The following is a 23,346-nucleotide window of genomic DNA, read 5'->3' on the forward strand; positions in this document are numbered from 1 at the left end:
GCGTCTATTATATGGACGACTTTCCCTATTTTTTGCGGTATTTTGTTTAGCATACAAAACTAATGATTCCGGGATGGGATCATGGTGGCTTTTGGCTATCCGGGCAAATTGTCTGACTGAATGAGATGACGAGTATGAGCGAAACATTGGATCTGAATGCGGCGGTTTATCCTTTCCCACCGAAACCCGCCGTGCTGACCGCAGATGAAAAGACCTTCTACAAAGAGAAGATCAGAAAACTGCTCAGGGAACGTGATGCGGTGATGGTGGCGCATTATTACACTGATCCTGAAATTCAGGCGCTTGCCGAAGAAACCGGCGGCATTGTCGCCGACTCTCTGGAAATGGCGCGCTTTGGCAGCCAGCATCCAGCTTCCACGTTGCTCGTCGCCGGTGTACGCTTCATGGGAGAAACGGCTAAAATCCTCAGCCCGGAAAAAACTGTGCTGATGCCAACACTCAATGCTGAATGTTCATTGGATCTGGGCTGTCCTGAACAGGCTTTCTCAGATTTCTGCGACCAGCACCCCGACCGCACAGTAGTGGTCTACGCTAATACCTCAGCAGCAGTAAAAGCCAGAGCAGACTGGGTTGTTACCTCAAGCATTGCGGTTGAGCTGATTGAACATCTTGACAGTCTGGGCGAAAAAATAATCTGGGCACCGGACCGTCACCTCGGAAATTACGTCCGTAAGCAGACGGGGGCAGATGTATTGTGCTGGCAGGGCGCCTGTATCGTCCATGACGAGTTTAAAACGCAGGCCCTGACCCGAATGAAAGGTCTATACCCGAACGCCGCTGTTCTGGTGCACCCTGAGTCTCCTCAGGCGATCGTTGATATGGCTGATGCGGTCGGTTCTACCAGTCAGCTCATTCTGGCGGCAAAAACATTGCCCCAGCAGCAACTTATCGTCGCCACGGACCGCGGTATTTTTTACAAAATGCAACAGGCGTGCCCGGACAAAGAATTGTTTGAGGCGCCGACGGCAGGTGAGGGTGCAAGTTGTCGTACCTGCGCGCATTGCCCGTGGATGGCGATGAACGGTCTGAAAGCGATTGCCCAAGGGCTGGAACACGGTGGCACGGAACATGCTATCGAGGTAGACGAGGCGCTGCGTGTAAAATCTCTGATCCCGCTCAACCGCATGCTGGATTTTGCCGCCCAACTGAGATTAAGAACACAGGCTAAAGCGTTGTAAGCATTTTCATGGCTGATAATGATTTATGAGCATCAATAAAAGGAAAGGATGAGATGATGGATTTTTTCAGTACCAGTAATATTCTGGTTCATATTCCGCTTGGAAAGGGGGGATATGACCTGTCGTGGATTGAAGCTGTAGGCACCATTTTTGGGTTGCTCTGCATCTGGTACGCCAGTAAAGAAAAGCTGATCAACTATCCTTTCGGTCTGATCAACGTCACGTTGTTTGCGATCATCTTCTTCCAGATCCAGCTTTACGCCAGCCTGTTGCTGCAAATCTTCTTCTTTGCCGCCAATATCTACGGCTGGTATGCCTGGAGCCGCCAGACAGCGGACCAGGAAGCACAATTGCAGATCCGCTGGTTGCCACGTGGCAAAGCGCTGATATGGGGCGTTGTATGTGTCGCAGGCATTCTGCTGATGACCTTTAACATCGACCGCGTTTTTGCCGCCCTGACACTGTTGGCGGTAAACCTGATGCAGGCGCTGGGGCTCAATGTGCAGGTGCCTGAACTGCAACCTGATGCCTTCCCGTTCTGGGATTCATCAATGATGGTGCTGTCGATTGTGGCAATGTTGCTGATGACCCGAAAGTATGTTGAAAACTGGCTGCTGTGGGTCATCATTGATGTCATCAGCGTCGCGATTTTTGCTTATCAGGGCGTTTATGCGATGGCACTCGAATATGTGCTTCTGACCTTGATTGCGCTGAACGGTTCGTGGCTGTGGATCAAAAGTGCAAAGCAAAACGGTTCACGGCCTTTGCAACCGGCCTGATTTCATCTTCCTGGAAAAACGCCTCTATCACAGAGGCGTTTTATTTTCGGGTTCTTCTCTGAGGATCAGTGATGATGATGTGCATGGCTATGTCCATGATGATCGTGCCCGGCACGGGTTAACGGCATTTCATTCATCTCACAATCCGGAGTTTCACACTGGCCATATTCCATTTGTATCGTGGCATGGCCGATGCGGCATTTCTCCAGCAAATGATGCTGAATGCGGTAAAGCAGTGCGTCGTGATCGTGCGGTGGAACCACGTGTACATGCACGGTCATCAGTCGCTGTTCACCAATTTGCCAGACGTGAACGTGATGCACGTTGCGCACTTCCGGGATACTCAGTGACAAATCCCGTCGCAGTTTATCGATATCGATCTCTTCCGGTGTGCCTTCCAGTAATTCATGAAAACTTTCCCGCAGCAACCGCCAGGCATTATTTAACACCAGGCAGGAAACCAGCACTGATAAAAGCGGATCCACAGGCGTCCAGCCGGTATACATGATGATGAGCGCCGCAGCGACCGCTCCAATCGATCCCAGCAAGTCACCCAAAACGTGCAGCGCGGCGGCACGCACATTGATGTTGGCCTTTTCCTGCCCCTGATGCAGCAGCCAGAAGGCCAGAATATTGGCGAACAGACCGGCAATGGCGATCACCAGCATAGTGGTGCCCATTACGGGCTGCGGATTAAAGAACCGGGCGATGGCTTCCCAGACAATCAGAACGACAATCACCAGCAGCGCAGCGGCATTCACGAAGGCCGCCATGGTGGTCAGGCGCAAATAGCCAAAAGTATGACGGCTGTTAGGCTTACGTTTCGCAAAACGTACGGCAAGCAAGGCAACAAGTAACGCGGCTGCGTCAGTCAGCATGTGCCCGGCATCGGCCAGAAGCGCCAGAGAGCCAGAGACCAGCCCGCCAATCACTTCGGCTACCATAAAAATTACAGTAACAAGGAAAGCCAGCAACAAACGGCGGCTATTTTTATCCTGTGGCAACAGGGAAGAAGGCATAGTTATATTCACAAAAATGATGAACCGAGACAATCACAATAGCGTAAACCTAAGGTGTTGCAAGAAGGGGAATTCAGGGAAGCAGGAGGAAGCAAAGTCCCTCCTGTATGAGCAGGTGAGCAAACGTGACGGAATTAGTTACCGGTTGCTTTTGAAGAAGGTGTATCCGGGGTCTGATTCGGACAACGGCCATCTTTGCACATCGTTTTCTTATGCTCTTTATCTTTACTCATGTGATGGGTGGTGCCATCCGTTTGAGTAGTCGTTTCATTCACGGGTTTATTGGTCGTGTTAATCTGATCATTGTTCACGCTTTTTGGCGCAATTTTCTGTACCGAACCCGGCGAGCCAGACTGATTAGCCTGACCATTGTTGTCGCTTGCCGAGGACTCGCCGGCTGCGTAAGCAGCACCGGTGGTCAGCGCCATGGTTGTGGTCAGTAACATGATTGCGAGCTTTTTCATAATGTCATCTCCATTTTTTCGAGAAAGGTCCGTAGTCGTTTTTCATGTGTCTGGTAAAAGCCTAGCTAAAGAAATTATGTCCTAAATCAAAATGAGACTAATCGTAAGTGTAAAAGCAGGTTTACACCGGGACTCAATACGGCTAGATTGAACGCGGTCAGCGTTTCGCTTTGTCTCTTATGAACACCCGAATGGAACAGTTATGAATTATCAAAACGACGATTTACGCATTAAAGAAATCAAAGAACTTTTACCTCCGGTTGCCCTGCTCGAAAAATTTCCTGCCACTGACAAAGCGGCCAAAACAGTTTCTCAGGCCCGTAATGCGATCCATAAGATACTGAAAGGAAACGATGACCGTTTGCTGGTCGTCATTGGCCCTTGCTCGATCAATGATCCGAAAGCCGCGAAAGAATACGCCACCCGCCTGCTGACAATGCGTGAAGAATTGCAAGGCGAACTGGAAGTGGTGATGCGTGTTTATTTCGAAAAACCACGTACTACAGTGGGCTGGAAAGGGCTGATTAACGACCCGCATATGAATAACAGCTATCAGATTAACGAGGGTTTGCGCATTGCCCGCAAACTGTTACTGGATATTAACGACACGGGTTTACCGGCCGCTGGCGAATTCCTGGATATGATCACGCCACAATATCTGGCGGATTTGATGAGCTGGGGGGCTATCGGCGCACGTACCACTGAATCTCAGGTTCACCGCGAGTTATCTTCCGGTTTATCCTGCCCGGTCGGTTTCAAAAACGGCACAGATGGCACCATTAAAGTGGCGATCGACGCCATCAATGCAGCTGGCGCGCCACACTGTTTCCTGTCTGTGACCAAATGGGGGCATTCCGCTATCGTTAATACCAGCGGAAATAATGATTGTCATATCATTCTGCGCGGTGGCAAAAAGCCAAACTACAGCGCTCAGGATGTGCAGGAAGTGAAAGAAGGCCTGAAAAAAGGCGGCCTGCCAGCGCGTATCATGATCGACTTCAGCCACGCTAACAGCAGTAAGCAATTCAAAAAACAAATGGAAGTGTGTGAAGACGTCTGTGGTCAGATTGCCGGCGGTGAGCAGTCGGTGATGGGCGTGATGGTAGAAAGCCATCTGGTGGAAGGGAATCAGAGCCTCGACAGCGGCGAGCCTCTGGTTTATGGTCAGAGCGTGACCGATGCCTGTATAGGCTGGGAAGACACCGAAGTGCTGCTGCGCAGCCTGGCGGGCGCGGTCAAAGCACGCCGCGGTTAATGTCACCTGCTGGAATACTTGTCTGAGCCCTGCTTTTAGCGGGGCTTTTTATTGCCTGAATATCCCCTACAATTCGCAGCGCATCTCCATACAACGCAAATCAGCATCCGCCATCTCAGAGCGGTAGAGGCTCTCTTTTACCAGACTGAATCCGTTCCTCTTATAAAATTCAAACGCATTCGGCGTAGAAGCCAGCGTAAGTGCTGTGAAACCGCGTGATTTCGCTTCTGCTTTTATGGCAGCAAGAATTTGCGTAGCGAGGCCTTTCCCTTCAAATTCTGGCAATGTAAAAATCGCTTCAACACTGCCATTTTTCAGATCAAGGAATCCTGTTGCCGCCGGTGTGCTCAGCCCCTGTGTCTGTGCGACAAAAAAAGGATTATCAATAATGGCTTTGCGGTATCCGGCAGGCATCTCATCGGGTGTCCATGCCATCACAATCTGTGCATCATAAGCGTTTTTACACCCGTGACGGATAGCCTGATTACGTATGTTCCACAGCGCTTCTGCTTCATCGGGTGTTGCACGTCTGACTGGCATAAATATTTTTCCTTGCGGGTCGGGGATACAAAAAAGGCACGCTTTCGCATGCCTTATCAATCATCGTGCTTCACGCAGAAAACGCGAAATTACTTCGCTTTACCCTGGTTTGCTACGGCCGCGGCTTTCGCTGCGATCTCGTCGGCATTACCCAGATAGTAACGTTTGATTGGTTTGTAGTTTTCGTCGAATTCGTAAACCAGCGGAACACCGGTAGGGATGTTCAGTTCCAGAATTTCGTCTTCGCTCAGGTTATCGAGATATTTAACCAGTGCACGCAGGGAGTTACCGTGTGCGGCGATGATGACGCGCTCTCCGCTGGCGATACGTGGTTTGATGACCTCAGTCCAGTAAGGGATGACGCGTTCGATGGTCAGCGCCAGGCTCTCTGTGGTTGGCAGTTCTGCCTCAGTCAGTTTAGCGTAACGCGGATCGTGGCCCGGGAAACGTTCATCAGCGCGATCCAGTTCTGGTGGCGTGACAGCAAAACCACGACGCCATTGTTTAACTTGCTCGTCACCGTATTTCTGTGCAGTTTCTGCTTTATCCAGACCTTGCAATGCGCCGTAATGGCGTTCGTTCAGTTTCCAGGATTTCTCAACCGGCAGCCATGGCTGGTTCAGTTCGTCCAAAACGCTCCACAGCGTGTGGATGGCACGTTTCAGCACAGAGGTGTAAGCAAAATCGAATTGGAAGCCTTCGTCTTTAAGCAACTGACCTGCAGCTTTTGCTTCAGTGCGACCCTTATCGGACAGTTCAACATCATGCCAACCGGTAAAACGGTTTTCTTTGTTCCACTCACTTTCACCGTGTCTTACCAGCACCAGCTTGGTTACAGCCATAGCTAAACTCCTCAGTTAACTGAATTTTCAATGATAACGGTTATCATTATAGAGGCTTGGCCTCCCCGACAGCAATCTGAAACTTCCTCAGGAAGTCTCTGCGGGACGCCGTTTGTATTAAACATAACGAATTTGCTGCGGCGATGTAAAACAAAACGCGCGTACGGTCTCCCGGACAGCGCGTTTTGTGTAAAAAGTCAGCGATCAGCTGGCTTTTTTCAGGCAGGTACTCATGAAAGTCTTACGTGCATCGCCTTTAAGTTCTTTTTTGGCGGCGTCTGCGTTACAGGTTTTCATTTTCTCCTGCTGAGGCGTCATTTTTGCCATAGCCGGTTTGGTTTCCGCTTTGAGGCACTGACTCATGAATTTTTTGCGGTCATCGCCTTTGAGTGACTGGGTAGTGGCCTGCTGATTACAGTCGGTCATCTTTTGGCGTTGCTCAGTCTGAGCAGGGGAAGGAACTTTAACAGGATCAGCCGCAATAGCGGAACCCGCCGCGCACAGCGTTGCCAGCAGGGATAACACAACAGGTAAACGCATATCGAACTCCTTATTAATCGTCCTTTCGGCAGGACACTCTCTAAGCGTAGATGGGGGAAGAGCCTTTAGCTTAAAATGTGCTGATACAGATGCGCCGTGAGTCACAAATTCGCAGAAGCAGGAAGGAATGAAGACAGGGCCGGGCGACCCTGTCGTGAGACATTACAGTGCAAAGAACTGATACGTCGTCGAAGATTTGTAGATCTGACCTGGTTTAACCCAACAGCTCGGCTGCGGCCAGGTGGCATGATTCGGGCTGTCCGGCAGGAACTCACTTTCCAGCGCGACACCGCTGTAGCTGGCGTATTCGCCGCCGCTACGGTTAGGGGTTCCGCCCAGGAAATTGCCGCTGTAAAGCTGCACTGCTGGCGCAGACGTAAACATCGTCATTTTGACTTTGCCATCAGCAGACCACAAATGCGCCGCCGGATTGCTGCCGGTATTGCAGGTGCGGTTAAGCAGATAAGCGTGGTCATACCCTTTCACGCGTTGCTGGTCACGGTCGGCGAGGAAATCTTTCGCCAGCGTTTTGGCGGCATTAAAATTCATGCCGGTGTTTTCAACCGGGACCGGATCCGCACAAGGAATGCCATCGCTGTCGACCGGCAGGAAGCGATCAGCAAACAGCTGCAGCTTGTGCTGACGCGCATCAGTCCCTTCACCGTCGAGGTTGAAATAGGCATGATTGGTCAGATTGACCGGACACAGTTTGTCAACCGTCGCTTCGTAACGGATTTCCAGCCGGTTATCGTCGGTCAGCTGGTAATACACTTTCGCTGTCATGTTGCCCGGATAACCCTGATCGCCGTCGACAGAAAACAGTTGAAACGTCAGCTTCTGCGCGGTCTGTTCCAGAATGATCCAGCGACGCGCATGGAAGCCTTCCGGCCCGCCGTGCAACTGGTGAACACCCTGATTGGCGACTACCAGATGCGCTTTGCCGTCAATTTCAAACTGCGAGCGGGCGATACGGTTAGCGTAACGTCCGACGGTCGCGCCCAGATACGCGCTCTGGTTCATGTATTCCTGCGGCGACTGGCAACCGAGCAGCAGTTCACGCGTGGAGCCATCCGTCAGCGGCAGGGTGAAGGATAACCAGGTCGCGCCCCAGTCCATGAACGTTGCGGTGGCACCCGCTGCATTCTGTAGCGTAACCTGTTCAAACGGCTGACCATCGGGCGCCAGCTGTGTGTTTTCAGGTTTTAGCATATGCCTGCTCCTTGTGAAGCGGTGCAAACATAGAAGGTCTCTTTCAGACCGCTGTGCGCATGATATTGCTGTTCAACGGCATGACGGACTTTTTCCACCATGTCCTCAGGAACCAGCGCCACGATACAACCGCCGAAACCACCGCCGGTCATACGCACACCACCTTTATCGCCAATCACTTCTTTGACGATTTCCACCAGCTTATCGATTTGCGGCACGGTGATTTCAAAGTCATCGCGCATTGAGGCGTGAGATTCCGCCATCAGTTCGCCCATACGTTTCAGGTCGCCGCTGGCCAGTGCATCAGCCGCTGCCAGTGTACGGTCGTTTTCGGTAATCACATGACGCGCACGGCGGGCCACGACCGGATCCAGCTCATCCTGAATGGAGAAGAACAGGGCAGGGTCAACATCACGCAGCGCTTTCACACCGAAGAAACGTGCCGCCACTTCGCATTGCTCGCGACGGGCGTTGTATTCACTGTCAACCAGGCCGCGTTTCACGTTGGAGTTGATAATCACCACCGCCGCGTTTTCCGGCATAGACACCGCACGGGTATCCAGTGAACGGCAGTCAATCAGCAGGGAATGATTTTCCTTGCCGAGTGCAGAAATCAGCTGATCCATAATGCCGCAGTTACAGCCGACAAACTGGTTCTCCGCTTCCTGACCGTTCAGTGCCAGTGCTACGCCGTCCAGCGGCAAGTCATATAATGACTTCAGTGCCTGGCCGACCGCGACTTCCAGCGAAGCTGAAGAGCTCAGGCCCGCGCCCTGTGGCACGTTGCCGCTGATCACCATATCCGCACCGGAGAAATCTTTGTTACGCAACATCAGATGCTTGATCACGCCACGCACGTAATTGGCCCAGGGGTGTGCATCGGTGTGCACAATCGGTTCGTCGAGTGAGAAGCTGTCTTCGTCGTTATCGTAATCGGCGGCGATCACATGGATCGTACGGTCATTGCGCTGCGCGCAGGCGATCACTGTTTCATAATCGATCGCGCACGGCAGCACGAAGCCATCGTTGTAATCGGTATGTTCGCCAATCAGATTCACGCGCCCCGGCGCTTTGATGGTAATGGTCGCAGGGTAGCCAAATTTATCGGCAAAGATTTCCAGGGTTTTGGTCTTCAGTTTCATTCTTTTTCTCCGGCCTCACGATAATGAACATCACTCACCGCCCGCAGACGCTCTGCGGCTTGTTCCGCTGTCAGGTCGCGTTGGGTTTCAGCCAGCATTTCGTAGCCGACCATAAATTTGCGCACCGTGGCTGAACGCAGCAACGGCGGATAGAAATGCGCGTGCAGTTGCCAGTGTTCGTTGTCGCCTTCGGTAAATGGCGCACCGTGCCAGCCCATCGAATACGGGAAAGAGCACCGGAACAAATTGTCGTAGCGGCTGGTCAGCTTTTTCAGCGCCAGAGCCAGATCGCTGCGTTGTGCATCATTAAGCTCAGTAATGCGTTTGACGTGGACTTTCGGCAGCAACAAGGTTTCGAAGGGCCATGCGGCCCAATAAGGCACTACTGCCAGCCAGTGTTCGGTTTCAACCACCGTACGGCTGCCGTCGGCCAGTTCGCGCTGCACGTAATCGACCAGCATCGGCGAACCTTGTTGTTCCAGATAGGCACGTTGCAGACGGTCTTCACGTTCGGCTTCGTTAGGCAGGAAGCTGTTGGCCCAGATCTGGCCGTGCGGATGCGGGTTAGAGCACCCCATTGCCGCGCCTTTGTTTTCGAAAACCTGCACCCACGGATACGTTTTTGCCAGATCCGCACTTTGTTCCTGCCAGGTTCTGACGATCTCCGTCAACGCTTCAACTGAGAGTTGCGGCAGAGTTTTACTGTGATCCGGCGAGAAACAGATCACCCGGCTGGTACCGCGTGCGCTCTGAACGCGCATCAGCGGATCGTCGCTTTCCGGCGCAAAAGGCGTATCCGGCATCAGCGCGGCATAATCATTGGTGAACACAAACGTGCCGGTGTATTTCGGATTCACATCGCCTGTTACGCGGGTATTGCCCGGACAGAGAAAGCAGTCCGGGTCATGCGCAGGCAGTGTTTCCTGAGAAACGGCTTCCTGCTGACCCTGCCACGGACGCTTGGCACGATGCGGGCTGACTAAAATCCACTGATCGGTCAGTGGATTGTAGCGACGATGCGGGTGATCAATCGGGTTAAACGTGGTCATAAACTTTCCTCAGTCCTCCTTAATCCGGATAGCCTTGCGGGTTTTTCGACTGCCATAGCCAGGTATCGTTGGCCATGTCTTCGAGCGTGCGGGTGACTTTCCAGTTCAGCTCTTTCGCTGCTTTGGTCGGATCTGCCCAATACGCCGGTAAGTCGCCATCACGACGTGGTGCAAACTTGTAATTCACCGGTTTGCCGCAGGCTTTGCTGAAGGCGTTAACCACATCCAGCACACTGTGACCGAAGCCGGCGCCCAGGTTATAAACATGTACGCCCGCTTTGTTGTGCAGCGTTTTCATCGCGGCCAGATGTCCGTCTGCCAGGTCGACAACATGAATGTAATCACGTACGCCGGTGCCGTCCGGTGTCGGATAATCGTTGCCGAAAATGGCGACGGACTCACGACGACCTACTGCCACCTGCGCGATAAATGGCATCAGATTATTCGGTACACCTTGTGGATCTTCCCCCATCAGGCCAGACGGATGAGCACCGACCGGGTTGAAGTAACGCAGCAGCGTGATGCTCCATTCAGGCTCAGCACGCTGCACATCTTCCAGAATTTGCTCGACCATCAGTTTGCTGCGGCCGTACGGACTGGAAGGATTACCGGTCGGAAAATCTTCGACATACGGCGTTTTTGGCTGATCGCCATACACGGTGGCGGAAGAACTGAATATCAGGTTTTTTACGCCGGCGGCACGCATGGCTTCAACCAGCACCAACGTACCGGTGACGTTGTTGTCGTAATACGCCAGCGGTTTTGCCACGGATTCGCCCACGGCTTTCCAGCCGGCGAAATGAATAACGGAATGAACAGGATTTTCACTGAAAATTTTATCGAGAAGGGCGCGGTCGCGAATATCACCTTCGTAGAACAGCGGCGTTTTGCCGGTCAGGGTATGGATACGTTCCAGTACACTCACTTTGCTGTTGTGAAGATTATCAAGAATGATGGGTGTATAGCCTGCATCAATCAATTGCACGCAAGTATGACTGCCGATGTAACCGCTACCACCTGTGACTAAGACGTACATAATAGCTCCCCGATGATTATCTGGATGCAACGATATCACGCTGCAAGGCTGAAAAAGGTGATCCATCCCCAATAAAATGGAATCGCTTACACAAACAGTTTACCACCTTTCAACGTGACTCAACAGGTGCGGCGTGCGGTACGCAAAGCCTTCGGCAACCGGTGATAAGCCAGAAAGGATGGGTTGTGTAATCGGTTACACTAAAATTTATCCGGGGGGTGAATCAGCTTTTCGGACTCATTTTCAGACTCCAGCCGGGGGAAATGCCGACATTTTGTCCACTAACCAGCGGCGGAGTGTCACGATATCTTCGCGCAGTGCTTTCTCTTTGGTGGTCACCAGATAATAGTTTGCGCCGGGCAGGTATTGAGGGAACGGGGTGGTCAGGATGCCTTTTTCAATGAAGTCATGCGCCAGCAAACTGCTGACAATCGCCACACCCTGACCGGCAATCGCCGCCTGAATAGCATGGGTTTCATCCGTAAAACGCAGGCCACTGTCGGTGTTTAATTGCGCCGGACCGAAGTGTTTTTGCCAGTTCTCCCAGTCGGGAGAGGGGCGAGGAATATGACGATTTTCCACATGAAACAACGTTACTGTCGTCAGATCCTCCATCGTTTTCAACGCCAGCGCAGGACTGGCAACCAGCACAAAAGTGTCGTGATAAAGCAGCCTCGAATCAAGATTCTCACCGGCGGATTCGCTGTAACGGATCGCTACATCCACGGTATTACGGGTTAAATCCACCAGCTCAATGCCGGTATGTAAGCGTAAATCCATCTCGGGCGCAGCGGCTTTTAAATCCGCCAGCCGCGGTACCAGCCAGTGTGTCAGGAAATTGGATGTCGTGGTCAGTGTCAGCGCCGCAGGCAACGCGGCGTGATGAATTTCTTCGACGGCTGCCTGTAATCCGGCAAATGCCTGCTGCGTGGCGTGGCGCAGGATTTGCCCCGCGGCGGTAAGCCTGACCTCACGGGCGCTGCGCTCAAACACTGCCGTGCCCAATGACTCTTCAAGCACACGGATCTGATGGCTGATAGCAGTGGCTGTCACGCCGATATCTTCTGCCGCGCGTTTGAAACTCTTCTGCTGCGCCACCGCATCAAATGCTTTGAGCGAACCGAGAGGCGGTAAACGAATCTTCTTCATGATGAGTTATTTTCATCCATGGCTGAAATCTATGACGTTGAATCATCTAAATTAGGCGGTGTAAGCTCTTTTATCAACATGATATGGATGAATAAGATTCATCTTTTGTACTGCGGAATGCTGATAAAGGAACTGTTATGAACGCCAAAAAATCACCTGCGCGGTGGTTGTCACCAGCATCGGGCATATTGTTTGTGCTGCACCTGGTGCTGACGCTGCTGAATGTCGGCTTTAACGGGCTGGATACACCGCTGTCCCACGCGCTGGCGGGAGCCGCCGCACTGTTTTTTGTGTTGTTTATCATCAGCGAGCGTTACCACCCTCAACCCCTGATGCCGCGTCATTTGCGGGCCTCGTTGCCCCTGCAAATAAGTTTTTGGACCGGTATTTTCGTTACGGCAGTCACCTGTGCTGCGTGGTTCCTGCTGGCGGTGACGATGTATCAGATTTACGGATTCGGCGGGCCGGGCATTATTCTCTGCTTTGTTACCTTATTGCTGATGATGGTGTCGGGCAAAGCGTTCGGCGAAAAACTCGGGCGGAATGTCACCTCTGCCAGCCTCTTGCTGTGGGGTTTTATGATTGCGGCGTGCGGGCTGGGGGTGATGGCAATAATGCCTGCTTTCGGGCTGGTGCTGCTGCCGGGTATGTTACTGACCGGATTCGGCGCGGGCATAGCCCGTCAGGCCGCCGCAACAGAAAGGGATCAGCTCACCGGTGATGAATATCATTATGCATCCCGTCTGGGAGGTTGGGTTCGGGTAAGCAGCGCCCTGGTGATGCTGGCACTGCTCACACTGTTGCTGAAAAATAATCCCGGCCAGCAGGGCATTGAAAACGGGTATTCATTGCTGGCGGCACTGGCGCTGGCGGGCGTAGTGACTGCACTGATGATCCCCGCAAAGAGGAAGCGAAATAACGTTACAGTATGTCAATCTGATAACGGTAGATTTCACCGTCAGGAATAAAGCTCAGACGATGGGTAATGCATTGCGGCGCATCTTCCGCATGATGCGAAACAAACAGCAACTGAGTTTCACCTTCGCCGATCAGGATATCGACAAAGCGGCGCACCAGCTGGCGGTTGATCGGATCCAGCCCCTGTAACGGTTCATCAAGAATTAACAGCGCCGGATGCTTGACCAGTGCGCGGGCAATCAGCGCCAGACGCTGTTGTCCCCAGGATAAACTGTGGAACGGGGTATCACCGGCATCACCTTCCAGCCCGAGCAATTCCAGCCATTGGGAGGTGAGTAATTTCTGCCGGTCGGATACCGCCTGATAAATACCGATCGAATCGAAGAAGCCGGAAGTAATAACATTGCGCACGCTGGTGCTGACGCGGTAATCCAGATGCAGGCTGCTGCTGACATAGCCAATATGACGCTTGATGTCCCAGATGGTTTCACCGCTGCCGCGACGGCGGCCGAACAGCGTCAGGTCATTGCTGTAGCCCTGTGCGTGATCGCCGGTGATAAGGCTCAGTAAGGTGGATTTTCCTGCACCGTTCTGGCCGGTGATCTGCCAGTGCTGGCCGTGATCCACCTGCCAGCTCAGATGGTGCAAAATCGGCTGGTCGTTGTACTGCACTACGCCGTCACGCAGCACGATTAACGGACTGCCGGCAGGCGGGCTGATACGTGCGGTGGGATCTTCTGCTTCCGGCACGGCCATACCGTTCAGGCTTTCACTGTGTGCCAGTTGGGCAACCAGCGCATCAGCCATCACCTGTTCTCGCGGCCCTACAGAGGCCAGCGTGCAGTCAGCCAGCACGCCGACATTTTTCACAAACGCAGGAATGTCGTCAAAGCGGTTAAGCACCAGCACCATCGTCTGGCCTTCGCCGGATAAGGTTTCCAGCAACTGTGCCAGCTGGGCGCGGGCGTTGACGTCGAGGCCGTCGAACGGCTCATCCAGCACCAGCAAATCGGGTTTTTGCATCAGCACCTGACACAGCAGGGTTTTGCGCGTTTCGCCGGTCGATAAATATTTGAAGCGACGGTCAAGCAATTTCTCAATACCAAACTGTGCGGCAAGGGCCGCACAGCGGGCCGGATCACGCACTTCATCCTGAATAATTTCAGCAGTAGTGCGGCCGGTATCGTCTTCACCTTCACTCAGTAAATCAGTGTTGTTACGCTGCCATTCATCGGCGACCAGCTTTTGTAATTGCTCGAATGAAAGGCGAACGATATGCGGGAAACTGTTTTTCCGGGTGCCTTTCAGCAGGGTTAAATCGCCTGCCAGCGCACGTGCCAGTGCGGATTTTCCGCTGCCATTGGAGCCGACAAACGCCCAACTGTCTGTCTGACGAACAGTGAGATCAGAAAGTGTGAGGGTCCGGGTATCGCTGAGGCGGAAAACGCCTTGCGAGATATGCAACGACGACATATTTAATCTCTCATTTTCAAATGATTATAAAACAAGGGATAAGCGCTGCATCTTCGCAAGTCAATTGACAAATCTGCAAAATGAAAACGCTGATTTTGCAAGATCCTGATTAACTTATTTTTTTAGCACAAGGTGGCAAGGATTACTTTGTCGTCATCAAATTGTGCGAAAACGCTCTGGCCGGTTTTCAGGGTCAGTTTGTCGGCTTCGGCATTTGGCACTGTCGCACATAATATTTCACTGCCCGGGAGCTTCATCAGCACTTCGCTGCTGTTTTCACCGCGCTGGATGTGGGTGATATCGCCCTGCAAGGCGTTATGCGGGTGATCAGCCTGCATGCTCAGCGTGATCCACGGCGCTTTGATCAGCACCAGGACTTCTTTACCGGGCGTTAACGCCAGACGGTCGGCGCTTTGTTCAGTGACCGCTGCGCGGATCCTTGTTTTGCCATCAGCCAGCAGGACATCAATATGCTGCTGAACGATGCTGTACCCGCGCTCAATGACATTGCCGAAGAACTGGTTGCGCGCACTGGTTTGCAGGGAGAAACGTGAAATAGCCGCCAGCAAACTGTCGAGAGGGAGCGAATCTTCTTTCAGCACGTCGAAGGCTTTTTGCTGAATTTGTGCCAGTAATTCATAAAGCTGGATCAGACGCTCGCCGTATGCCGTCAGCACTGCGCCACCCCCGCCTTTGCCACCGGTGCTGCGATCGACCAGCGTCTGATCGGCAAGCTGATTCATTTCATTGATGGCATCCCAGGCACTTTTGTAACTGATGTTCGCGAGCCTGGCCCCCTGACTGATTGAACCGGTCTGGCGCACCTGCCGCAGTAATTCAATGCGGCGCGGATCGGCAAACAAACGTTGCTGAAGTTTAAGGGTTAAGAGAATTTCGGCTTGCATCGCAGCTTCCTTGTGAGAATGAGGGCTTATTGTCGCCGCTAAACCAGCAGGCAGGCAAGTTGGCGAAATGCTAAAGTAATTACCGTCCCGTGCTGTTATTATCCGCAACAGTTTGATTTTTCGTTTTTGGCTTCATGTACGAAGTCCAACATCGCCTCAGGGCGATTCAGCCAGTTAAGTGAGGCTATCATGTTAGAATTATTAGAAAGTTTGATTTTCGCTGCCGTCATGGTACCGGTTTTCATCGCTGTGATCCTGGGCCTGATCTGGGGGCTTGGCGAAGTATTCAATATCATCTCCCACGTGGGTCACTCTAAAGAATCCCGTGAGAAGCCTCATTACTGATTAATGAGCTTTTTTCCGGAACCCGGCCATCGCGCCGGGTTTTCTTTTTTTTGGGTTTTCCTTTTATCGTTCAGATCAAAAAACCATAGGTTATCCGCCCCTTGCTCCTAAAAATGCATGACATCGTTTCCTGCTGCGTTATATTAAGGATTACATAGCGAAACATTTTTTCACAAAGGCGAAGGAAAACGATGACATATCAATGGGGCAAAGTATTCACCGCGACCGTTCTGGTAGCAGGACTTGGTGTTCAGGCTCAGGCAGCAGAGAAAATCACTGTGTTTGCCGCCGCATCACTGACCAACGCATTGCAGGATATTGCAACGCAGTATCAGAAAGAAAAAGGCGTGCAGGTTGTCTCATCTTTCGCCTCATCTTCCACACTGGCCCGTCAGATAGAGCAAGGCGCTCCGGCAGATATGTTTATTTCTGCCGATCAGCAGTGGATGGATTATGCCATCAGCAAACAGCAAATGGTGGATAACACCCGTTATACGTTGCTGGGTAACGAGCTGGTGCTGATTTCGGCGGCCGGCAGCAAAATCAACAAAGTCGACATCTCAGAGAAAACTGAATGGACCAAACTGTTGGGCGACAGCCGCCTGGCGGTGGGGGACCCGGATCATGTCCCGGCCGGGATTTATGCCAAAGAAGCGCTGCAAAAACTGGGAGCCTGGACCACACTGGAACCTAAACTGGCGCGCGCCAGCGACGTCCGTGCGGCCATGGCGCTGGTAGAACGTGAAGAGGCACCGGTGGGCATTGTGTATGGTTCTGACGCAGTGGCCAGTAAGAAAGTCAAAGTGGTCGGTGTTTTCCCGGCATCGAGCCATAAGCCAGTTGAGTATCCGATGGCCATGGTTAAGGGGCACGAAAATGCGACAGTCAGCGGTTTTTATGATTATCTGAAAACGCCGGCAGCGGCTGAAATCTTCAATAAATACGGTTTCACGCCTCGCGCCTGAGTTCATCGCTGTTGCTGAAAACAGATAAGGCCTTCCCGCACTGCGCAGGCTTTATCTTTTCCTCTCTGTTTCTTTCCCCGTGTGCGATTCTCTATACTTTGATGGGTATTAAAGCCTTCGACATTTTTGCCGATATTTCATCTCTGCGACACATAAATTCAGGATTAAGAAACCGACATGATGTTGAGTGAATATGAGTGGCAGGCGGTACTTCTCAGTCTGAAAGTATCGAGCCTGGCCGTTGTTTGCAGTCTGCCGCTTGGTATTCTGATGGCGTGGATTCTGGCCCGTGGCCGTTTCCCCGGTAAATCCCTGCTCGACAGCATTATTCATTTGCCCCTGGTATTACCGCCGGTGGTGATTGGTTATCTGTTGCTGGTGGTGATGGGGCGTCGTGGTTTTATTGGCCAGCGACTGTACGAATGGTTTGGTTTCAGCTTCAGTTTTAGCTGGCACGGTGCGGTGCTGGCCTCAGCGGTGGTAGCATTTCCGTTGATGGTGCGTGCGATCCGCCAGTCGCTGGAGGCCGTTGACCCTAAACTTGAACTTGCTGCCCGCACGCTCGGCGCGTCACCGTGGCGGGTGTTTTTCACCCTCACACTGCCGCTTTCCACACCAGGTGTCATTGTCGGCATAGTGCTGGCGTTTGCACGTTCGCTGGGCGAATTTGGCGCAACCATCACCTTCGTTTCGAATATTCCGGGTGAGACCCGTACCATTCCTCTGGCAATGTATACCCTGATTGAAACACCGGGTGCGGAAGGGGCTGCCGCGCGGCTGTGTGTGTTGGCGATCCTGCTGTCTCTGGCTGCACTGCTGATTTCTGACTGGCTGGCAAAACGCAGCCGTATCCGGCTGGGAGGCTGACATGCTTGAACTCGATTTCAGCCAGACGCTGGGTAGCCTGAAATTACAGGTGACGCAGACCTTACCGGCGCAGGGAATAACGGCCATTTTCGGCTTGTCAGGTGCGGGGAAAACCTCGCTCATTAATGCCATCGGTGGCCTCACCCGGCCTGACAGTGGCCGCATAACGTTGAACGGTCGCGTTTTATCCGACCGGCAAAACAACATTTTCCTGCCGCCCGAAAAACGTCGCATCGGCTATGTTTTTCAGGATGCGCGCCTGTTTCCGCATTACCGCGTGAAAGGTAATCTGCAATATGGCATGGCGCCGTCGATGCGCGGACAATTCGATAACATCGTGCGTTTGCTCGGCATCGCGCCTTTGCTGGATCGCTTCCCGCTTACGCTGTCCGGCGGTGAGAAACAGCGCGTGGCAATCGGCCGGGCGCTGCTGACAGCACCGGAAATTTTGCTGATGGATGAGCCGCTGGCCGCGCTCGATATTCCGCGTAAACGCGAACTGATGCCTTACCTGGAGCGTCTGGCGCAGGAAATCAGCATTCCGATTTTGTATGTGACGCACAGTCTGGATGAGATTTTACGTCTGGCAGAAAAAGTGCTGGTACTCGACAGCGGTAAGGTGCTGGCCATGGGAACGTTGGAAGAGGTGTGGGCAAGCAATGTGATGCGTCCGTGGTTGCCCAAAGAAGAGCAAAGCAGTGTGCTGAATGTCAGCGTGCTTGAACATCATCCGCGCTATGAAATGACGGCGCTGGCGGTTGGCGATCAGCGTTTATGGATCAGTAAAGTCGAAGAAGTACCCGGCACGGCGCTGCGTATACGCGTGAATGCCACGGACGTTTCTCTGGTATTGCAACCGACGGCGAACAACAGCAGTATCCGCAACATTCTGCCGGCAAAAGTGCTGGAATGTCTGGATCTGGGAAATCAGGTGGAGGTCAAACTGGCGATGGCCGATCATATCATCTGGGCGCGGATCACGCCGTGGGCGCGCGACGAACTGATGATCCGCGCAGGACAATGGCTGTATGCGCAGATCAAAAGCGTGTCAGTTAATCGTTAAGCGTACTGCGCCTTACTTTTCTGACGGATTAAAAGCGGCATAAAGCACCAGAACCTGTTCGGCAAACGCGTCATCGAGAATATAAAAGTAACATTCCGGCACGTTAAGCACGCGGGCAAAATGACACATGGTGTCAAAGTTCGGGCTGTACGTGCCGTTTTCATATTGCGATACACGCGAACGCGCCGTGCTCTCATCTATTCCGGCCAAAACACCCAATTTTTCCTGCGTAAGCCTGGCTTTTGCCCGCGCGGATTTCAGTCGATGTGGGATCATTATCAATAACCATAGAAACCGTATTGACGTTATGTTTAGCATCACTTAACATTATTGTTGTTTAGAGTTACTGGACATTGTTATGTGTCAGTGTAATTCACAATTCAGTTAGCTGAACTAACAACAAAGGAAGAAGGATGAAAAATGGAAAATGACTGGCATCCGGCGGATATTATTGCCGCATTACGTAAGAAAAGAACCTCACTGGCGGCGCTCTCAAGGCAAGCCGGTTTAGGTTCGTCGACACTGGCCAATGCACTGGCGCGTCCGTGGCCGAAAGGGGAAATGATCATCGCTCAGGCTCTGGATATACCTCCTTCGGTGATCTGGCCCAGCCGGTATTATGACGAAAACAGGCGATTAATCCCCCGTACCGTCCGGCCGGTCAGGAATAAGACATTGGAAACTGACGGATAAGCCTGCAAAAAACACCTTCCTCTGTAGCAGAGGAAGGTGCACCGGTAACGGTTAATTCAGCACTTTGTTGCGGATAACCTCAGCGATTCCCGGTGTTTCGTGGTCACCAATCACCAGCGCCGCACGTTCTTTGATAGCATCATCTGCATTGCCCATCGCCACGCCAAGACCGACATTTTCCAGCATGCTCAGGTCGTTGTAGTTATCACCGAACGCCACCACATCCTGCATGGTCATGCCCTGAGATTCGACCCATTCCTGCAAGCGGCGGCCTTTGCTGTTGCCTCCTTTTGCAACATCAACCTGATCATGCCATGACCATTCACAGGCCAGACCCAGCTCATTTTCTACCTGTGCGGCAAAGGTGTGCAGGGTATCGAGATCCTGATGCGATGTGGCAAATTTCCAGACTGACTGTGCGTTGTCAGCGGCTTCGCGCAGGCTGTTAACCTGAATAATGTTCGGACGCTGATGTTCCGGCAGGGTTTGCCCCCAGGCAATGGAACGGCTGACGTGGCCGCTCGGCTGCTGATACAGCATGGCGTCATCAACATATAACAGACCGTGGATGCCGTGATATTCCAGCAAGTCGATCACTTTTTTGGCTTTGACCGGATCCAGCGGATCGGAGGTTAAAACCTTACGTGCCTGATAATCATATAAATATGTGCCGTTACAGCAGATAGCAGGTGTATCGAGCTGCAATGCCTGATAAAAGGGATGGATGGCCACATGATGGCGTCCGGTCACGACGACGACTTTGACCCCTTGTGCACGGGCATCTGCCAGCGCGGCAAGGGATTCAGGAAGGATACGTTTTTGGCGGTCCAGCAGCGTCCCGTCGAGGTCGAGCGCAATAATGCGATAAGTCATGAGCAGTCCATCGTAAGTGAGGGGGAATCGGGGAAATTATCGCCATGTTACCTTTTTTAGCCTGCTAATTAAACTGCGTATCCGGCACCAAAGGGGTCGCCGTATCGTGGTAACCTGAGCTACGCTTTAATACCCGGCATATTTCAAGTTGCAGATACGTTGGCTGCGCTTGTCTTCCTGCAACTCGAACTATTTTGGGTATTACAACTATTTGATTCTTAATAAGGAGATGTGATGAAGCAAGTCGTCTACGTTGCCAGCCCTGAGAGCCAGCAAATCCACGCTTTTCGTCTGGCAGACAAGGGTGAACTGAGCCTGCTACAAACGGTGGAAGTTCCGGGACAGGTTCAGCCGATGGTGATTCATCCTGACGGCCATCGTCTGTATGTTGGCGTGCGCCCTGAGTTTGGTGTGCTGACCTACCGCATTGACCATGAAGGTAAACTGGAAGAAGCTGCGATGGCCCCATTGCCGGGCAGTCCGACGCATCTGGGGATCGACCTTCAGGGACGTTTTGTGTTCTCCGCGTCCTACAGTTTTAATAATGTCAGCATTCATCCGCTGGATGAAAAAGGGCTCGCGCTTGCGCCTGTACAGGTGCTGGAAAATATCCAGGCTCCGCACTCCGCCAATATCGACCCGACCAATCAGGTACTGATGATCCCTGCGCTGAAAGAAGATCGCATCCGCCAGTTCGACTTCAGTGCCAACGGCGAAGCGACGCCGCACGCCGCGCCGGAGCTGAAAACTGCAGCGGGTGCGGGCCCGCGTCATATGGCATTCCACCCGAATCATCATTTTGCCTACTGTGTAAATGAACTGAACAGCAGCGTGGACGTGTACCAGAAAGACGTCACCAGCGGCGAATACCGTCAGGTGCAGACGCTGGGGATTATGCCCGCTGATTTCACCGGCACCTGCTGGGCTGCTGATTTGCACATCACGCCGGATGGCAAATTCCTCTACGCCTCAGACCGGACTGCCAGCCTGATTTCTGTGCTGACGGTGTCAGAAGATGGCAGCGTGCTTGAGCTGGTCGGGCATCACACTACCCAGACACAGCCTCGCGGTTTCAATATCGATCACACTGGCCGGTATGTGATTACCGCAGGACAGAAATCGGACGCGATTGAAGTGGCGAAAATCGATCCACAAAACGGTCAGCTGACCACCCTGAAAACTTACCCTGTGGGCAAAGGCCCGATGTGGGTAAGCATTCTGGAAATTAATTAATCACAATAGGTTACTTGTTAGTTTTGTTAATGTTATATTTTTAACTGACCAATAATACCGCCGTGAAATAATGATCAAGCTCCTGTAATAAGGGGCTTTTTTATTGCCTGTGCCAGACGTGCTATTGATTAGAAATATTTTAATGTCTCTATAAATGTTGAACAGCGCTGGTCGATAACTCTCCCGTTATTCACTCATTTTGCGGTGGCGCTGCCACTTAAGAATCAGTCCTTTTTGGTTATCAGGGAGAAGTAAATGAATGTACTTTCAGGGATCACTGGCCGGGTTCGCCATGCCACAATCGCTAACAAGCTCGGTGCAGGATTTGCGCTGGTATTGCTTCTGGGCTCCTTTATTGCTGTGTCCGGTATCTACCATCTGACCAGCATCAATCAACGCGCTGAAAAAGCGACTTTGCTCAAAACCGTTAACGATCTGCTGAGCGATGCCAAATTTACCCGGCTTTCCTATATGGCCAGCAAAGACCCTAAATTTGTTGAAGAAAACCGCCAGGCGCTGGATAAACTGGAAACCCGCCTGGGAGAAGTGGCGGCGTATGCCTGGGAGCCGGAAGATCAGCGCCTGGTAGAGACTATGCCGGCAAATATTCAACGCTACCGTGAAAGCTGGCAGCAGACGCTGAATCCTCCGGCAGGCAGTGATCCAAAACACATCACCGCCCGGTTGGCTGAAGCCGGGCTGGCACTGACCTCCGCGTCTAACACGCTGCTCGATCATGAGATGAACAGTCTTCACCAGGAAGTATCGCGCACCATTTCCGAAATGCTGGTGATCATTGTGGCAGCCATAGTCACTGGTGTGCTGATTTCATGGCGCATGACCCGGCAGCTGACGCTCCCGTTGCGTCACACGCTGCAAATTGCACAACGTATCGCTGCCGGTGATCTTTCGACGCACACCACCAGCCACAGCTTTGACGAAGTGGGGCAACTGAGCCGCGCAATTGAAACCATGAACCAGAATCTGCACGGCATCATCGGTGATATCCGTGAGGGCGTAACGCAGGTGACCCGTGCCTCGGGTGAAATTGCCGCAGGCAACATCGACCTGTCAGCCCGTACCGAAGAGCAGGCTGCGGCGCTTGGGCAAACAGCGGCCAGCATGGAACAACTGACCTCAACGGTGAAACAGAACGCCGACAATGCCGCGCAGGCCAGTCAGCTGGCTTCCGATGCTGCCAGCACGGCGGCGCGGGGCGGTAAACTGGTGGCGGATGTCGTGGGTGTGATGAAAGAGATCACTGTCAGTTCGAAGCAGATTTCGGAAATTACCACTGTCATCAACAGCATCGCTTTCCAGACTAATATTCTGGCGCTTAACGCTGCGGTTGAAGCGGCGCGGGCAGGGGAACAGGGCCGTGGTTTTGCGGTGGTCGCCAGCGAAGTGCGCAGTCTGGCGCAGCGCAGCGGGCAGGCGGCGAAAGAGATTGAAGGGCTGATCGATAAATCGGTGATTAATGTCAATAACGGTTCGCAGCTGGTGGCGAAAGCCGGTGACACCATGGAAGAAATCGTCGGCTCGGTGCGTCATGTGACGCAAATCATTCATGAGATTGCGTCGGCGTCTGACGAGCAAAGTCGCGGCATCAGTCAGATTGCGCTGGCCGTGGCAGAGATGGATACCGTGACTCAGCAAAACTCGGCACTGGTTCAGCAATCAGCCAGTGCAGCGGCTTCGCTCGATGAGCAGGCGGTGAATCTGGAACGCACCGTGTCAGTATTCCGCCTCGGTAATGAAACCCGCTAAAAGACGGGCAGAAGAAGGCTG

Annotated in this window: 25 protein-coding genes; 11 read left to right on the plus strand and 14 right to left on the minus strand. The window is 52.6% G+C overall.

Annotated elements, in window-relative coordinates; genetic code table 11:
- Positions 1-134 precede the first annotated feature (134 nt).
- A complete protein-coding gene (gene nadA / locus J1785_RS16305) occupies positions 135-1,199 on the plus strand; it encodes a quinolinate synthase NadA (protein ID WP_129952005.1) in 1,065 nt (354 codons plus the stop codon).
- A 56-nt stretch (positions 1,200-1,255) separates the two neighbouring features.
- A complete protein-coding gene (gene pnuC / locus J1785_RS16310) occupies positions 1,256-1,978 on the plus strand; it encodes a nicotinamide riboside transporter PnuC (RefSeq protein ID WP_129952148.1) in 723 nt (240 codons plus the stop codon).
- Between the two features lie 65 nt (positions 1,979-2,043).
- Here the strand turns inward: pnuC and zitB are convergent, their stop codons facing one another.
- On the minus strand, positions 2,044-2,997 hold the full coding sequence (zitB, locus tag J1785_RS16315) for a CDF family zinc transporter ZitB (RefSeq protein WP_129952004.1): 954 nt from the start codon (positions 2,995-2,997) through the stop codon (positions 2,044-2,046).
- 134 nt (positions 2,998-3,131) lie between these two features.
- A complete protein-coding gene (locus J1785_RS16320; RefSeq protein WP_129952003.1) occupies positions 3,132-3,461 on the minus strand; it encodes a protein YbgS in 330 nt (109 codons plus the stop codon).
- Between the two features lie 202 nt (positions 3,462-3,663).
- Between J1785_RS16320 and aroG the strand changes: the two genes are divergently transcribed.
- Positions 3,664-4,716 carry a 3-deoxy-7-phosphoheptulonate synthase AroG gene (aroG, locus tag J1785_RS16325; RefSeq protein ID WP_129990570.1) on the plus strand — a complete coding sequence of 351 codons (1,053 nt, stop codon included), beginning with the start codon at positions 3,664-3,666 and terminating at the stop codon, positions 4,714-4,716.
- A 66-nt stretch (positions 4,717-4,782) separates the two neighbouring features.
- On the opposite strand, the gene J1785_RS16330 is transcribed toward aroG, so the two are convergent.
- The 8 genes from J1785_RS16330 to J1785_RS16365 all read right to left on the minus strand — a co-directional run bounded on the left by J1785_RS16330 (position 4,783) and on the right by J1785_RS16365 (position 12,223).
- Positions 4,783-5,256 carry a GNAT family N-acetyltransferase gene (locus J1785_RS16330; RefSeq protein WP_129952001.1) on the minus strand — a complete coding sequence of 158 codons (474 nt, stop codon included), beginning with the start codon at positions 5,254-5,256 and terminating at the stop codon, positions 4,783-4,785.
- 89 nt (positions 5,257-5,345) lie between these two features.
- The gene (gene gpmA / locus J1785_RS16335; protein ID WP_129952000.1) at positions 5,346-6,098 is read right to left on the minus strand and encodes a 2,3-diphosphoglycerate-dependent phosphoglycerate mutase; all 753 of its coding nucleotides are present in this window, start codon (positions 6,096-6,098) and stop codon (positions 5,346-5,348) included.
- 204 nt (positions 6,099-6,302) lie between these two features.
- Positions 6,303-6,638 carry a PsiF family protein gene (locus J1785_RS16340; RefSeq protein ID WP_129951999.1) on the minus strand — a complete coding sequence of 112 codons (336 nt, stop codon included), beginning with the start codon at positions 6,636-6,638 and terminating at the stop codon, positions 6,303-6,305.
- A 162-nt stretch (positions 6,639-6,800) separates the two neighbouring features.
- Positions 6,801-7,847: a galactose-1-epimerase gene (gene galM, locus J1785_RS16345; protein WP_129951998.1), complete on the minus strand. Its 1,047-nt coding sequence runs from the start codon at positions 7,845-7,847 to the stop codon at positions 6,801-6,803.
- The gene (galK, locus tag J1785_RS16350; protein WP_217219916.1) at positions 7,841-8,989 is read right to left on the minus strand and encodes a galactokinase; all 1,149 of its coding nucleotides are present in this window, start codon (positions 8,987-8,989) and stop codon (positions 7,841-7,843) included. The genes galM and galK overlap by 7 nt, the downstream gene beginning before the upstream one ends.
- Positions 8,986-10,038 (minus strand): galactose-1-phosphate uridylyltransferase, encoded by a 1,053-nt coding sequence (galT, locus tag J1785_RS16355; protein WP_129990567.1) that lies wholly within the window; start codon positions 10,036-10,038, stop codon positions 8,986-8,988. The genes galK and galT overlap by 4 nt, the downstream gene beginning before the upstream one ends.
- A 19-nt stretch (positions 10,039-10,057) precedes the next feature.
- Complete coding sequence (galE, locus tag J1785_RS16360; RefSeq protein ID WP_129951995.1) at positions 10,058-11,074, minus strand: UDP-glucose 4-epimerase GalE; 1,017 nt, start codon at positions 11,072-11,074, stop codon at positions 10,058-10,060.
- Between the two features lie 243 nt (positions 11,075-11,317).
- A complete protein-coding gene (locus J1785_RS16365; RefSeq protein WP_217139308.1) occupies positions 11,318-12,223 on the minus strand; it encodes a LysR substrate-binding domain-containing protein in 906 nt (301 codons plus the stop codon).
- A 137-nt stretch (positions 12,224-12,360) separates the two neighbouring features.
- Here J1785_RS16365 and J1785_RS16370 point away from each other — a divergent pair, with 137 nt between their 5' ends.
- Positions 12,361-13,191 carry an MFS transporter gene (locus J1785_RS16370; protein ID WP_217159315.1) on the plus strand — a complete coding sequence of 277 codons (831 nt, stop codon included), beginning with the start codon at positions 12,361-12,363 and terminating at the stop codon, positions 13,189-13,191.
- Here J1785_RS16370 and modF read toward each other — a convergent pair.
- The gene (modF, locus tag J1785_RS16375; protein ID WP_217219917.1) at positions 13,145-14,614 is read right to left on the minus strand and encodes a molybdate ABC transporter ATP-binding protein ModF; all 1,470 of its coding nucleotides are present in this window, start codon (positions 14,612-14,614) and stop codon (positions 13,145-13,147) included. The two genes, J1785_RS16370 and modF, sit on opposite strands and share 47 nt — an antisense overlap.
- Positions 14,615-14,736: 122 nt before the next feature.
- Positions 14,737-15,519 (minus strand): molybdenum-dependent transcriptional regulator, encoded by a 783-nt coding sequence (gene modE / locus J1785_RS16380; protein ID WP_129951991.1) that lies wholly within the window; start codon positions 15,517-15,519, stop codon positions 14,737-14,739.
- 189 nt (positions 15,520-15,708) lie between these two features.
- Here modE and J1785_RS16385 point away from each other — a divergent pair, with 189 nt between their 5' ends.
- The 4 genes from J1785_RS16385 to modC all read left to right on the plus strand — a co-directional run bounded on the left by J1785_RS16385 (position 15,709) and on the right by modC (position 18,759).
- Positions 15,709-15,864, plus strand: coding sequence for an AcrZ family multidrug efflux pump-associated protein (locus tag J1785_RS16385; RefSeq protein ID WP_129951990.1), 156 nt, complete (start codon positions 15,709-15,711; stop codon positions 15,862-15,864).
- Between the two features lie 191 nt (positions 15,865-16,055).
- Positions 16,056-16,829: a molybdate ABC transporter substrate-binding protein gene (gene modA, locus J1785_RS16390; RefSeq protein WP_217219918.1), complete on the plus strand. Its 774-nt coding sequence runs from the start codon at positions 16,056-16,058 to the stop codon at positions 16,827-16,829.
- A gap of 177 nt (positions 16,830-17,006) precedes the next feature.
- Positions 17,007-17,696: a molybdate ABC transporter permease subunit gene (gene modB / locus J1785_RS16395; RefSeq protein WP_129951988.1), complete on the plus strand. Its 690-nt coding sequence runs from the start codon at positions 17,007-17,009 to the stop codon at positions 17,694-17,696.
- Between the two features lies 1 nt (position 17,697).
- Positions 17,698-18,759 carry a molybdenum ABC transporter ATP-binding protein ModC gene (gene modC, locus J1785_RS16400; RefSeq protein ID WP_129951987.1) on the plus strand — a complete coding sequence of 354 codons (1,062 nt, stop codon included), beginning with the start codon at positions 17,698-17,700 and terminating at the stop codon, positions 18,757-18,759.
- A gap of 12 nt (positions 18,760-18,771) precedes the next feature.
- On the opposite strand, the gene J1785_RS16405 is transcribed toward modC, so the two are convergent.
- Positions 18,772-19,035, minus strand: coding sequence for a helix-turn-helix transcriptional regulator (locus J1785_RS16405; protein WP_217139303.1), 264 nt, complete (start codon positions 19,033-19,035; stop codon positions 18,772-18,774).
- 144 nt (positions 19,036-19,179) lie between these two features.
- Here J1785_RS16405 and J1785_RS16410 point away from each other — a divergent pair, with 144 nt between their 5' ends.
- Entirely contained in the window at positions 19,180-19,452 is a 273-nt protein-coding gene (locus J1785_RS16410; protein ID WP_129951985.1) for a helix-turn-helix domain-containing protein, read from the plus strand.
- 51 nt (positions 19,453-19,503) lie between these two features.
- Here J1785_RS16410 and J1785_RS16415 read toward each other — a convergent pair whose 3' ends face one another.
- Complete coding sequence (locus J1785_RS16415; protein ID WP_129951984.1) at positions 19,504-20,325, minus strand: pyridoxal phosphatase; 822 nt, start codon at positions 20,323-20,325, stop codon at positions 19,504-19,506.
- A 234-nt stretch (positions 20,326-20,559) separates the two neighbouring features.
- On the opposite strand from J1785_RS16415, the gene pgl reads away from it, so the two are divergent.
- Both pgl and J1785_RS16425 read left to right on the plus strand, forming a co-directional pair.
- Complete coding sequence (gene pgl, locus J1785_RS16420; RefSeq protein WP_129951983.1) at positions 20,560-21,558, plus strand: 6-phosphogluconolactonase; 999 nt, start codon at positions 20,560-20,562, stop codon at positions 21,556-21,558.
- Positions 21,559-21,813: 255 nt separating this feature from the next.
- The gene (locus J1785_RS16425; protein ID WP_129951982.1) at positions 21,814-23,325 is read left to right on the plus strand and encodes a methyl-accepting chemotaxis protein; all 1,512 of its coding nucleotides are present in this window, start codon (positions 21,814-21,816) and stop codon (positions 23,323-23,325) included.
- Positions 23,326-23,346: the final 21 nt, after the last annotated feature.

It is taken from the genome of Rahnella perminowiae (genome assembly GCF_019049755.1).
GTDB lineage: Bacteria > Pseudomonadota > Gammaproteobacteria > Enterobacterales > Enterobacteriaceae > Rahnella > Rahnella perminowiae.